Genomic DNA, 12,398 nt, shown 5'->3' on the forward strand with positions numbered 1-12,398 from the left:
GCAATGAAGTGATGCGCTCTTGCAAGCAATCGAGGCACCTGTTTCGCGAGCAAGCCTTGCTCCCACCTGGCGAGGAGACCGATAGGGAGATGACTCAAACCGCCGGCGGCTTGCGTGTGGCCCGCGGCTTCTTGTCTGCGCTGGTCGCAGCAGCTTTGGCTGCAGGTTTGGCCTTGGGCGTGGTGGTTTTTGCCGCAGGCTTGGCCGTGGTGCTCTTGGCGGCAGCAGGCTTGGCGCCATCGGTTTTGCTGGCCGCTGGTTTGCTCGCCGCCTTGGGCGGCTTGCTGGGTGCCAGTGCTTCGGCTTCGGCCAGTTTGCGCGCCATCTCCCAATGGCGTTTCTCCTGCCCGCCGGGTTTACCCTCGGACTCCCAGATCTGATAGGCGAATTCGCGAATGCGTTTATCGTCGGTACTCATCGCAGTGCTCCTGATTCAACTCAAGGTTGGATAAAGACATTGACCGGGAAATCCCCCAGTGCGGTGCTGATCAGCAGCTCCCCTTGGGGTGTGACTGTTGCGCTTGAAAAAAGTCCCTTCAGTTTTTCATCCTCGGCGGCGAACGGTAACAACACACGGGTATCGCCCCAATCCGACGCAGCCACCAGCGGCACGGCACTGTTTTCCAGCAACGGCGCCGCATGGACAGGTACAACAATGATCGCCCGTTGTTGCGAGTCTTCACGCATGAAGGCCAGGACCCGTTGGGCCTGCTCGCCGAGCACTTGCAGCGGCTGGTAGCGACCCTGGCGCCATAGCAGCGGATACTCGGCGCGCATGGCCAGCGTCCCGGCGATCAATGCCTGTTTGACGCGGCCGTCCCGCCAATCGCGGATCAGCGCGGCTGGGCTGTTGTCGGCGCCCATCGCCTCGCGGCGTGCCTGGAAATCCACTGGGCGGCGGTTGTCAGGGTCCACCAGGCTGAAATCCCAGAACTCGTTGCCTTGGTAAAGGTCCGGTACGCCGGGTACGGTCATGCGCAGCAAGGTTTGCGCCAGACTGTTGAGAGCGCCCGCCGGAGCGATGGCCTGGACCGCCTCGGCAATGGCGCTGCGCAAGGGCAACCCTTCATCACCCAGCAGTAACCGTTCGAGGAACATCTGGGTGGCCTGCTCATAAGCGTCGTTGACCGCGGCCCAGCTGCTTTGCAGTTTAGCTTCACGCAGAGCCTTGCGTTGCCATTGCCACAGGCGCTCGTTATATGCAGCCAGGGCCTGGTGGTCCTGGAGGTCGAGGTCCAGGGGCCAGCTGCCGAGCAGGGCCTGGTACAGAATCAGTTCATCACCGACCGAGGGCGCCGCCGGATCGCTGTGCAGCGACGGCGAGAGGATGCGCCATTGCTCCACGCAGGCGGTGTACCAGTCGGCCCGCTCGCTGAGCACCGCCAGTCTGGCGCGAGTGTCTTCGCCACGTTTGTGATCGTGGGTGGCGGTGGTGATCAGGTTGTCGGGAAAATGTTCGAGTCGCTCAAGGCACGCGTGGTGGAACGCCTGGGGTGGGGCGCTGAAGCGCTCGGTGTTATAGCCCACGTCATTGCGCGACAGCAGCACGGCCGAGCGATACAACGCGGTGTCCTCCACCGCTTTGGCAGCGGTCGGCGAGGTCAGTTGCTGGAAACGCACGCAGGCATGGCGCAGGCGTTTGCGCTGGTTGCCGCGCGGGCGTTGCCGCCAGGGCATCCCACCGAGCCAGTCGGCCAGGCAATCGAGCACCGGCCAGTCGGCTTCGCTGAGGGTTTGCCGGGCACCTTCCAGGGCCTGGTTGAAAAAGACCTCGTCTTCGGCGGAGCGCCCCAGCGGCGTGATGTAGGTGCGATACACCGGGAAATGCACGATCAGCTCCTGCAAGGCCCGCCGGATCGCGCCCAGGGTCAGGTCGCGGGTCATCACATCGTCCCGGGCCACTTGCAGCAGGGCTTGGGCGACGCTTTCGAAGTCTCCGGCCAGGGAGCCATTGAGAATCTGCTGGCGGGCCAGGCGGGCTTCTTCGATGAAGTGCGCGGGCCGCTCACTGTGCCGGCTCCAGAATTCGGCGAGGGTGGCGGCGCCGGCCGGGTCGTGCTGGAGCAGCGAGACCTGGTTCATGAATTCGTAACCGGTGCTGCCATCGATGTTCCAGTCGCGCCGCAAGGTCTCGCCATCGCCAAGGATCTTCTCGATGAAAATCGGCAGGTGCCGCGACGGCGACAGCGAATCGACGCGCCTGCGCAATTTGCGGCAGTAACCGCGAGGAGCGGCAAGGCCGTCGATGTGATCGATCCGCAGGCCGTCCACCAGTCCTTCGCCGATCAATTGGAAAATCTTGGCATGGGTCGCCTCGAATACCGCCGGACGCTCGACCCGCAGCCCGCCCAGTTCATTGACATCGAAAAAGCGCCGCCAGTTGATGTCGTCCGCTGCGGTGCGCCAGCTGGCGAGCCGGTAGCTCTGGCGCTCGAGCAATTGATGCAGGCGCTCGAAGCCCTGGGGCTGGGTAGAGTCGTAGCCGGCCAGGTTGTCTTCGATGGCGGCGAGGATGCCCGCTTGTGTCGCCAGGTCCTGCAACTCTTTTTGCAACGGGCGAGCGAGGGTGTGGGCGTCGGTCTGGTAATTGAGCGTGGTGAAGCGCTCGGCCAGGGCCTTGAGCGATTCGGTTTGCTCGGCGGGCAAGGTTTCGGTGGGTTTGAGCAATTCGCCGTAGAGCATCGGGCAAATCGGGAAGCGGTGTTCGTAATGCTCGACGTAGAAGCTGCCTTGGCTGGCATCGAAGCGCAGTTGCAAGGTGCCTTCCTGCAACGCCACGCCGTAGTCGCTACCCAGGAACGGCAGCAACAACTGCCCCTCCATCAGTGGGTCGGGGGAGTGCCACTGGATGTCGAAGAACTCACCGTAGGGGCTCAGGCGTCCCCATTCCAGCAAGTCCAGCCACCAGGGATTGTCATTGCCGCCGACGGCCATGTGGTTGGACACGATGTCGAGGATCAGGCCCATCCGATGCTCGCGCAAGGTCGCGACCAGACGCTTGAGCGCGGCTTCGCCGCCCAGTTCGGGGTTGACCAGGGTGGGGTCGACGACATCGTAGCCGTGCATGGACCCGGCCCGGGCCTTGAGCAGCGGCGAGGCATACAGGTGGCTGATGCCCAGCGAGGCAAAGTACGGCACCTGGGGGATGGCATCGTCCAGGGTGAAGCCTTTATGAAACTGCAGGCGCAATGTTGCCCGCAGGGGTTGGATCAACGTCTGTTTCATCGGTCACGCTCGTTCGCCTGAAGTCTCGCACAGGCGAGTATTTCCAGACGCCTGGCAGCGTCCGGGTGATCCAGCAACGCCTGGCTTTGCCCGGTAAGGCGACGGCGCCAATTGGGGTGGGTGTCGACGGTGCCTGGCAGGTTGGCCTGCTCCTCGATGCCCAGGGCGTCTTCGAGCGGCAACAACACCAGCGGCGCACGGGTGTGGCCGAGGAAGCGCACGCTGGCATCGAGCACCTGGTCGGTCTCGCGGTGCTCCTCGCGAAAGTTCTGTGGGTCCTGGTTCAGTACCTGGCGCAGGCCTTCACGTTCGCGCTCGCGGTGTTTGCGCCAGTCCATTTCGGTGTGGGAATCGATCAGGTCCAGCCGGGCGTTCCAGTCGATGTCGTGACCGTGCCACCAGCCATTGAGCGTCGGCAAGTCATGGGTGCTGGTGGTGGCCAGGGCATTGTCCGGCCAATCGAGAATCGGCTTGAAGTGAGTGTTGTCCTGTTCGAACAACAGCACACGCATGCCCAGGATCGACCGGGCGCTGAGTTTTTCCCGCAGGCCTTCGGGCACGGTGCCGAGGTCTTCGCCGAGCACGATGGCTTGATGACGATGGGATTCCAGCGCCAGCAGGCGCAGCAGGTCGTCTACCGGGTAATACAGGTAAGCGCCATCGCAGGGTGGAGCGTCGTTGGGAATCACCCAGAGCCGTTGCAAGCCCATGACATGATCGATGCGCAAGCCGCCGGCATGGGCGAAGTTGGCCCGCAGCATTTCAATGAAGGCACGAAAGCCGTTGCGCACCAGGCCTTCGGGGGAAAACGCCGAGATCCCCCAGCCTTGCCCCGAGCGGTTGAGAATGTCCGGCGGCGCGCCCACGGTCAGCGAAGCGAGCAGTTCGTCCTGCCGGCTCCAGGCCTGGCTGCCACCGCCATCGGCACCCACCGCCAGGTCGGCAATCAGGCCGATGCCCATGCCGCTGGATCGGGCGGCGCTCTGGGCGCGCTCCAGGCAGCGGGCGATCAACCATTGGCAAAACGCGTAGTAGCCGATCTCATCGGCATTTTCCTCGGCAAAATGGGCCAGGGCAGCGCTGCGCGGATCGCGCCATTCTTCCGGCCAGTGGCGCCAGTCGAGACTTTCACCCCGGGCGGCGCGTTCGGCCTGCAAGGCCTCGAAGCGGCAATGGTTTTCCAGGGCTTCGCCGCTAGTGTGGCGGAAACTGCTGAAGTCTTCATGCAGCGGATGCTCACCCTGGCTGAAACCGTCGTACAGGGTGCGCAGGATCTTCTGCTTGGCCTGGGCAGCGACCGGCCAGTCGATCAGCGGCTGCTCTTCCAGGGTGCGCAGTTGATTGGTCAAGCCAGTGGCGTCGATGGCGGTGCGCAGCGCGCGTTCGCCGAGGATGGTGCCCGGCGCGGCGTAAAGGCTGTTGAAGAACAGTCGGCTCGACGGTGAGTAGGGGCTATAGCGCCCGGTGTCGCTGCTGAACATGGCGTGCATCGGGCTGATGGCAATGGCCTCGGCACCGCGTTCGCCAGCCACCCGTGCCAGTTCCTCCAAGGCCTGGGTGTCACCGAAGCCACCGTCACCGGGACGCCTGAGGGCATACAGTTGCGCGCTCAGGCCCCAGGCTCGTGGCGTCGGGTCGTCTACCGCATCGGCCACGCTATAGCAACGCGCGGGCGCGATGGCCAGGGTGAAATGCTGGCCCTGGATGCTGGCGTGCTGGTAACCCACCGGGACCATCCCCGGCAGCTTGGCATTGGCATCGAGGTTCAGGTTCAGTGTCGCGCCATCTTCGAGTTTGATTTCACAGGGCGTCCCGGCCTCGAAGTAGCGGCTCAAGTCCAGGCTGGTCCCGACGTCGGCGGTGATCAGCGGTGGCAATTGATGGTTCTGTTGATCTTCCTGCAACTGCAGCAGGCTGGCGTCGATTTCCTGGGCGCTGCCGGCTGGATGGCCGAGGCCAGTGAGGACCGAACGCAAGACCGCCGGCGAGACTTTCTGGGCCCGGCCATTGGCATCGATCCAATCCACCGCCAGGCCCGCTCGGCTGGCGAGGATTTCCAGTTGCGCATCGCTCATAGGCGCTCTCCAGTGATATTGGGCAAGGTTGTCGCCTGCGTCAGACTGACCAGCGCGCTGTAGGGCGCAAGGACGCCCTGCTGCAACAGACCCACGACCTGCTGCGGATGTTCGAAAAGAATGCGTGCCTCTTCCGGTGCGTTGTGTTCGACGGGCTGATCGCTAAGGTTGAAGTCGATGCGCAACACACTGCCGTCGCCCAGCCGCCAGCGTGCGCTGATGGCGCCATGGCCCAGCACATCGGCACCGAGGGCCTGGGCACCGGGCAGGCGCGGGACGATCTCTTCGCGGCGAATTTTCAGCAATTGGCGATACAGCGCTTCGTTGGCCTGTTGCTCCGGGCCTTGGGGCTCCAGGCTTGGACGTGAAGCCTCGAAGGTGCTGGCGGCGTTGGGGTCGGGAATCCGCTCGCGTTGCTGCGGGTCGGCAAAGGCACTGAAGGCCTTGAACTCGTTGCGTCGGCCTTCGCGCACCAGCTCTGCCAACTCGCCGTGGTGGCTGGTAAAGAACAGGAACGGTTGTTCGGCCATCACCTCATCGCCCATGAACAGCAGCGGGATCATGGGTGACAACAGCAACAGGACTGTTGCCGCCTGCAGGGCCTGGGGCGCGGCGAGTTGATGCAGGCGTTCGCCCAAGGCGCGATTGCCGATCTGGTCATGGTTCTGCAGGAACAGCACGAACGCGCTCGGCGGCAGGTGACCGCTGGGTTCGCCCCGGGGTTCGCCATGGCGATTGATATGACCCTGGAAGACGAAACCCTGGCTCAGGCAACGGGCCAGTTGTTCGGTCGGCTGCTCGGCATAGTCGGCGTAGTAGGCGTCGGTTTCACCGGTCAGCAGCACGTGCAGGGCATTGTGTCCATCGTCGTTCCACTGGGCATCGTAGCGGTGCTCCAGCAGGTGGGACTGGTTGTGTTCGTTTTCCACGGTCAGCCAGACATGGCGGATCGGGTCCACCTGCTCGCGCACCCTGACCGCCAGCTCCTGGAGAAAGTCCGGGTCTTCAATGGCGTGTACCGCGTCCAGGCGCAGGCCGTCGAAACGGTATTCCAGCAGCCACATGAGCGCATTGTCGATGAAGAAGTCCCGCACTTCTCGGCGCCGGAAATCAATCGCCGCGCCCCAGGGGGTGTGCTTGTCTTCCCGGAAGAAGCCCTTGGCATAGCGGTGCAGGTAGTTGCCGTCGGGGCCGAAGTGGTTGTAGACCACGTCCAGGATGACGGACAACCCATGGCCGTGGGCAGTGTCGATAAGATGCTTGAGCTGTTCGGGCGTCCCGTAGGAGGCCTGGGGTGCGTAGGGCAGAACGCCGTCGTAGCCCCAGTTGCGATCACCGGGGAACTGCGCCAATGGCATCAGCTCGATGGCGGTGATGCCCAGCCCGGCCAGGTGTGCCAGATGCTGTTCGACGCCTTCGAACCCCCCCAGGGCGCCCACATGCAATTCGTAGATCACCGCTTCGTGCCAGGGGCGACCGGACCATTGGGTGTGTCGCCATGGGTAGGCATGCGGGTCGACCACCACGCTGTGGCGGTCGATGTCGCCGGCCTGGGCGCGAGAGGCCGGGTCCGGCACCTCCAGTTCGCCATCGATGTTGTAGCGGTAGCGGGTACCGGCGGGGCAACGGGTCTGGATCATGAACCAGCCGTCGGCCTGGGGCAGTAGCGGTATCGAATCTCCAGTGTCGAGCTCGACACTGACAAAAAATGCATCCGGGGCCCAGAGGGCGAAGCGGGTGTGCTCGTCATCCAGCATGACCGCCCCGTGGGTCCATGTAGCAGGCGTCCTTGACGTCATTGTTACCTCATTGTCTGGCCGATTTTCCCAGTGACTTAGCCACCAGCTGTTCGTAGAGTTCGGCGTAGGGTTCCACGGCCTGGCACCAGTTGAACGGTGCCGACATGGCCCGGCAGCGCATGGCGTTGAGCAGGTCGGGGAATTCGAAGACCTTGAAGGCCCGGCTCAAGGCCTGTTTGTAGCTTTCTACGGTGGATTCATCGAATAGAAAACCGGTGATGCCATCTTCGATGGTGTCCGCCAACCCTCCGGTATTGCGCGCCACCGGCAGCGAGCCGAAGCGCTGGGCGTACATCTGGCTCAAGCCGCAGGGCTCGTAGCGCGATGGCATCAGCAGGAAGTCGCTGCCGGCGAACATCCGCCGCGCATCGGTTTCGTTGAAGCCGATGCGCACGCCGATGCGTCCGGGGAAGCGCAGCGCCAGTTCACGCATGGCCTGTTCTTCTTCCGGTTCGCCACGGCCGATGATGGCGATCTGGCCGCCGGACTCGACGATGAACTCGGCGACCGCTTCGGTCAGGTCCAGGCCTTTCTGGTAGACCAGGCGCGAAACCACGGCGAACAGCGGGCCAGTGGCGTCGTCGAGGCCAAAGAGTTCACGCACATGGGATGCGTTGACCGCCTTGCCTTCCCAGTCGCCCATGGCGAACTGGCGGAACAGGTGGGTGTCGGTGGCCGAGTCCCAGCTTTCATCGATACCGTTGGGGATGCCGCTGAGCAAGCCTTGTTGGGTCTTGGCGGCAAGGAAACCGTCGAGCCCGCAACCAAACGCCGGGGTGGTGATCTCTTGGGCGTAGGTCGCACTGACGGTGGTGATATGGCTGGAGTAAGCCATCCCGGCCTTGAGGAACGACAGTTTGCCGTAGAACTCCATGCCTTCCTGTTGCAGGGCGTGTTCGGGGATGCCCAGTTCCGGGCAGGACGCCAGGCTGACGACGCCCTGGTAGGCCAGGTTGTGGATGGTAAACAGGGTCGGGGTGCGTTGCCCGCGCCAGTGCATGTAGGCCGGCGCCAACCCGGCGGGCCAGTCGTGGGCGTGGACCAGGTCCGGGCACCAGTGGATCTGCGCGAGGTTGGCGGCGATGTCGGCCGCGGCCAGGCCCAGGCGGGCGAAGCGAATGTGGTTGTCGGGCCAGTCGCGACCGTTGTTGGCTCCGTAGGGGGAGCCTTCGCGGGCAAAGAGTTCCGGGCAGATCAGCACGTAGATCACCAGGCCGTCGGCCATGTCCATGCGCCCGATCTTGCAGGGCGGCAGTGCGGCGTGGCCGCCCAGTTCGCCGATGATATGGATCGGATTGCCGCTGTTCATCACTTGCGGATAACCGGGGATCAGCACCCGGACATCATGCAGCCCGGCCATGGCCCGGGGCAATGCGGAGGAGACATCGCCCAGGCCGCCGGTCTTTACCAGGTCGGCGATTTCCGAAGTGACGAACAATACTTTCTTGCGATTGGGATTTTGTCGAACGACGGGGAGCAGTGCCTTGCCGCCGGTGGCTAGCACCGGTGCCGTTGGCGATTCGGCCGCCGGCGGTAGTTGAGAACGGACTTGTTGTGGTTCTAAGGCAGCACTGATCATAAATATCTCCCATTTTCTCGATCTGTTTCCGGCAAGCGCCAGAGCTGTTGTTTCATTGGCCAAATCCTGCGGCCAGGCGCACAAGCGCTACGCGAGGAAAGCGAACGGCTACCCCATGCGGCGAAGCGAATCAGCTGAAGGAGCTGTTGCAATGACTAGTGCAAGGACTGCACCAGCCGCGGTTGCCCTACCTCTAACCTGACCCGTCGCCGTTGCGAAAAGTTTCGACTTTTTTTCGTCTGGATGACTGGTCGGTTTTCCCCCCGGTTAAGCAGTCTAGGTCAGAACGTAGAGCGGTGCGGCTCGCTTCGTCGCATTGTCCGACAATCACGGTTTTTGTCGGCAATCTCTTACACGACAAAGGGGGATACGCACCGACGAAGTGCAGTTCTCCGAAACCAAAAGGGTGTAAGGGAACGGCGTTGTTTCATCGGCGTGCGCGATGCAATGGCGTGGCGCACCATTGGAGGGCGGGTGGAGTGGAGGCGTTTTGATGGCTAATAACGCCTCCCGGAAACATAGGGTCCCCTGTGGGAGCGAGCTCGCTCCCACAAGTGGAGGTGTGTTGATGCTCTAAGTTCAGCCCCCTGGCGTCAGCAACCGAATCGGCCGGCCCGCCGCCCAGGCCAGCAGGTCTTCGATCATCTGGGAATAGAACCGCTGGTAATTCTGTCGGCTGACGTAGCCTACATGGGGTGTGGCCAGTACGTTATCCAGGGTTCGGAACGGATGGGCGGCCGGTAGAGGCTCCTGGGCGAACACGTCCAGGGCGGCGCCGGCCAGGCGCTTGTGCTGGAGTGCGTCGATCAGGGCAGTTTCATCGACGATCGGCCCGCGGGAGGTGTTGACCAGCAGCGCCTCGCGTTTCATCCAGGCCAGGGCCTGGGCATCCACCAGGCCGCGGGTGCGTTCGCCGAGCACCAGGTGGATCGAAACAATGTCGGCCTGCTCGAACAATGCCTGCTTGCTCACATAGGTCACGCCCACTTCAGCGGCGCGCTCGGCGCTGAGGTTCTGGCTCCAGGCGATGACCCGCATGCCAAACACCTGGCCGAACTGCGCCACCCGCGTACCGATGCTGCCCAGGCCGAGGATGGCCAGTGTCTTGCCGTGCAGGTCACCGCCCAAACCTTGCTGCCACAGGCCGGCGCGCAGGGCATTGGCTTCCTGCACCAGGTTGCGGGTCAGGGCCATGATCAGCGCCCAGGTCAGTTCGGGCGTGGCGTGCTTGTAGCTGTCGGTGCCGCACACCTGGATACCCAGTTCGGCGGCAGCCTTCAGGTCCAGGGCGGCATTGCGCATACCACCGGTGAGCAACAGCTTGAGATTGGGCAGGCGACGCAGCAGGCCTTCATCGAACAACGTGCGTTCACGCATCACGCAGATCACTTCGAAGCGCTGCAAGCGCTCGGCGAGGGTGTCGCGGTCGGCGGGATATTCATGGAGAAACGTCACCTGGCCGACGCTGTCCAGCACCGACCAGTCCACCACGCCACGTGCCACATCTTGCCAATCGTCTATGACTGCTATTTGCACTGCCATGGAACACCTCGTCAGGGAATGGGTTTATCCAGCCAGCCCAACAGGGCCTTGTGGAACCGATCCGGCTCTTCCATCTGCGGGGCATGCCCCAGATTGGGGAACTCCACCAGGGTCGAGCGGGGGATCAGCCCGGCGGCCTGCTTGCCCAATACCTCGTAGTGACCCAGCTTGGCCTTGACCGCCGGCGGCGCGATGTCGCTGCCGATGGCGGTGGTGTCCGAGGTGCCGATCAGCAGCAGGGTGGGTACCGTCAGGTCCTTGAACTCGTAATAGACCGGTTGGGTGAAGATCATGTCGTAGATCAGCGCCGAGTTCCACGCCACTTGCGTATGACCCGGACCCTTGTTCAAGCCGGCGAGCATGTCTACCCAGCGCTCGAACTCAGGTTTCCAGCGGCCGCCATAATAGGTCGTGCGCTCGTAGTTGCGAATACCCTCGGCGTTGACTTTCAGCTCTCTCGCGTACCATTGGTCCACGGTGCGATAGGGCACGCCCAAGGCTTTCCAGTCCTCCAGGCCAATGGGGTTGACCATCGCCAGGCGTTCGACCTGGTCGGGAAACTGCAAGGCGTAACGGGTGGCGAGCATGCCTCCGGTGGAATGGCCGAGGACGATGGCCTTTTGCACGCCGAGGGCCTTGAGCAAGGCCTGGGTGTTGCTCGCCAGTTGCTGAAAGCTGTACTGGTAATACTCGGGTTTACTCGATGTGCAGAAGCCGACCTGGTCGGCTGCGATGACCCGGTATCCGGCGTCGCTGAGGGCCTTGATCGAATCGCCCCAGGTGGCAGCGCAGAAATTCTTGCCGTGCATCAGCACCACCGTGCGGCCATTGACCTTGCCTTGGGCCGGCACATCCATATAGCCCATCTGCAACGACTGGCCCTGGGAATGGAAGGCGAAGTGCTTGAGGGTGTAGGGGTATTCAAAGCCCTCCAACTGCGCTCCGTAGGCTGGGCCTTCAGGTGGATTGGCGGCCTGGGCGAGCAGGGGCAGGGCGGCGGTGAGAAAGAGGCTGGGCAACCAGCGCGCGGTGGTGCGGGGCATGGTCAATCTCCTTGTGGCCGCCGCCGATCCTGGCGCGGCCCGATTATGGCGACATTAACCACAGGCAACCGAACAGCCCGAACGTTCAGTTCATCCAGCCCAGTGTCGCCAGGGCGAGAACGCCATAACGCAGGCCTTTGGCAAGGGTCACGAGCAGCAGGAAGCGCCGCCACGGCTCGCCCATCACCCCGGCTACCAGGGTCAACGGATCACCGATGATCGGCAGCCAGCTGAACAACAGCGACCAGTGGCCGAAGCGTTGGTAATGCACGCGCGCCTTGTCCAGGTGGCCCGGGCTGACCGGAAACCAGCGCCGATCCTTGAAGTGCTCCAGGCGCGTACCCAGCCACCAGTTGACCAGCGAACCCAGGACATTGCCGAGCGTGGCAACCGCCAGCAATAGCCAGACCAGATGGCGCTCGCTGAGCAACAAGCCGACCAACAGTGCCTCCGATTGCAGCGGCAACAAGGTCGCCGCGCCGAAAGCCGCCAGGAACAAGCCGATGTAGGCTTCGCCCATCAGTGGGCCGGGTAATCCGCCACTACGGTCTGCGTGCCGTCATTTTTCAGGCCAATCACTTGATAGGCGTCGCTCATGCCGTCCATTTCCATGCCAGGCGAGCCCATGGGCATGCCCGGTGCGGCCACGCCGAGCAAGTCATCGCGCTTGCTCAGCGCCAACACCTGATCGGCCGGGACATGGCCTTCGACGAATTTGCCGTTGATCTCGGCGGTGTGGCAGGAACGCAGGTTCGGCGCCACGCCCAGGCGCTGCTTGACCGAACTCATGTCGGCCTCGACATGGTCGTTGACCTTGAAACCGTTTGCTTGCAGATGCGAGATCCATTTTTTGCAGCAGCCACAATTGGCATCGCGGTGCACGTCAATGGTGACTGGCTCGGCGGCCTGGGCCAGGGAGGTCATGAACAGGGCGCTCAAGGCGAGCAGGTGCAGAGGATGGGCCATGGGGAAGTCTCGTGTCGAACGGTTTGGAGGGAGGATAACAGAGTAGCGAGCGGGAGCTGACGAGGGGCTGAGGCGGGGATTACAGAATTGTCAGGTTGGAAGGGCAGCGCCCGGCGAGGGAACATGCTTCCGCTCGGCTTTGTAGGAGCTGGCGAAGCCTGCGATCTTT

Annotated in this window: 9 protein-coding genes; all 9 read right to left on the reverse strand. The window is 63.2% G+C overall.

Features of this window, described 5'->3' with window-relative positions:
* Nucleotides 1–94: 94 nt before the first annotated feature.
* A complete protein-coding gene (locus GFU70_RS13355; RefSeq protein ID WP_153388190.1) occupies nt 95–418 on the reverse strand; it encodes a DUF2934 domain-containing protein in 324 nt (107 codons plus the stop codon).
* A 20-nt stretch (nt 419–438) separates the two neighbouring features.
* On the reverse strand, nt 439–3,225 hold the full coding sequence (locus tag GFU70_RS13360) for a malto-oligosyltrehalose synthase (RefSeq protein WP_153388191.1): 2,787 nt from the start codon (nt 3,223–3,225) through the stop codon (nt 439–441).
* Nucleotides 3,222–5,300 (reverse strand): 4-alpha-glucanotransferase, encoded by a 2,079-nt coding sequence (gene malQ / locus GFU70_RS13365; protein WP_153388192.1) that lies wholly within the window; start codon nt 5,298–5,300, stop codon nt 3,222–3,224. Before malQ ends, GFU70_RS13360 begins: the two co-directional genes overlap by 4 nt.
* A complete protein-coding gene (gene treZ, locus GFU70_RS13370; RefSeq protein ID WP_116642290.1) occupies nt 5,297–7,099 on the reverse strand; it encodes a malto-oligosyltrehalose trehalohydrolase in 1,803 nt (600 codons plus the stop codon). Before treZ ends, malQ begins: the two co-directional genes overlap by 4 nt.
* Nucleotides 7,100–7,106: 7 nt before the next feature.
* Nucleotides 7,107–8,678, reverse strand: coding sequence for a glycogen synthase GlgA (gene glgA, locus GFU70_RS13375; protein WP_058545900.1), 1,572 nt, complete (start codon nt 8,676–8,678; stop codon nt 7,107–7,109).
* Nucleotides 8,679–9,257: 579 nt separating this feature from the next.
* Nucleotides 9,258–10,220: a D-2-hydroxyacid dehydrogenase family protein gene (locus GFU70_RS13380; protein WP_153388193.1), complete on the reverse strand. Its 963-nt coding sequence runs from the start codon at nt 10,218–10,220 to the stop codon at nt 9,258–9,260.
* A gap of 11 nt (nt 10,221–10,231) precedes the next feature.
* A complete protein-coding gene (locus GFU70_RS13385; RefSeq protein ID WP_058545902.1) occupies nt 10,232–11,263 on the reverse strand; it encodes an alpha/beta fold hydrolase in 1,032 nt (343 codons plus the stop codon).
* Nucleotides 11,264–11,348: 85 nt separating this feature from the next.
* Nucleotides 11,349–11,783, reverse strand: a complete 435-nt coding sequence (locus GFU70_RS13390; RefSeq protein ID WP_153388194.1) for a YqaA family protein — start codon at nt 11,781–11,783, stop codon at nt 11,349–11,351.
* Nucleotides 11,783–12,229 carry a DUF411 domain-containing protein gene (locus tag GFU70_RS13395; RefSeq protein ID WP_058545904.1) on the reverse strand — a complete coding sequence of 149 codons (447 nt, stop codon included), beginning with the start codon at nt 12,227–12,229 and terminating at the stop codon, nt 11,783–11,785. The genes GFU70_RS13390 and GFU70_RS13395 overlap by 1 nt, the downstream gene beginning before the upstream one ends.
* Nucleotides 12,230–12,398: the final 169 nt, after the last annotated feature.

This window comes from Pseudomonas brassicacearum (assembly GCF_009601685.2).
Lineage (GTDB): Bacteria > Pseudomonadota > Gammaproteobacteria > Pseudomonadales > Pseudomonadaceae > Aquipseudomonas > Aquipseudomonas kilonensis_B.

What these genes read in the sequence shown, in the direction of transcription:
- GFU70_RS13355 (WP_153388190.1), bottom strand. Translation starts at nt 418, where the DNA reads ATGAGTACCGACGATAAACGCATTCGCGAATTCGCCTATCAGATCTGG.
- GFU70_RS13360 (WP_153388191.1), bottom strand. Translation starts at nt 3,225, where the DNA reads ATGAAACAGACGTTGATCCAACCCCTGCGGGCAACATTGCGCCTGCAG.
- malQ (WP_153388192.1), bottom strand. Translation starts at nt 5,300, where the DNA reads ATGAGCGATGCGCAACTGGAAATCCTCGCCAGCCGAGCGGGCCTGGCG.
- treZ (WP_116642290.1), bottom strand. Translation starts at nt 7,099, where the DNA reads ATGACGTCAAGGACGCCTGCTACATGGACCCACGGGGCGGTCATGCTG.
- glgA (WP_058545900.1), bottom strand. Translation starts at nt 8,678, where the DNA reads ATGATCAGTGCTGCCTTAGAACCACAACAAGTCCGTTCTCAACTACCG.
- GFU70_RS13380 (WP_153388193.1), bottom strand. Translation starts at nt 10,220, where the DNA reads ATGGCAGTGCAAATAGCAGTCATAGACGATTGGCAAGATGTGGCACGT.
- GFU70_RS13385 (WP_058545902.1), bottom strand. Translation starts at nt 11,263, where the DNA reads ATGCCCCGCACCACCGCGCGCTGGTTGCCCAGCCTCTTTCTCACCGCC.
- GFU70_RS13390 (WP_153388194.1), bottom strand. Translation starts at nt 11,783, where the DNA reads ATGGGCGAAGCCTACATCGGCTTGTTCCTGGCGGCTTTCGGCGCGGCG.
- GFU70_RS13395 (WP_058545904.1), bottom strand. Translation starts at nt 12,229, where the DNA reads ATGGCCCATCCTCTGCACCTGCTCGCCTTGAGCGCCCTGTTCATGACC.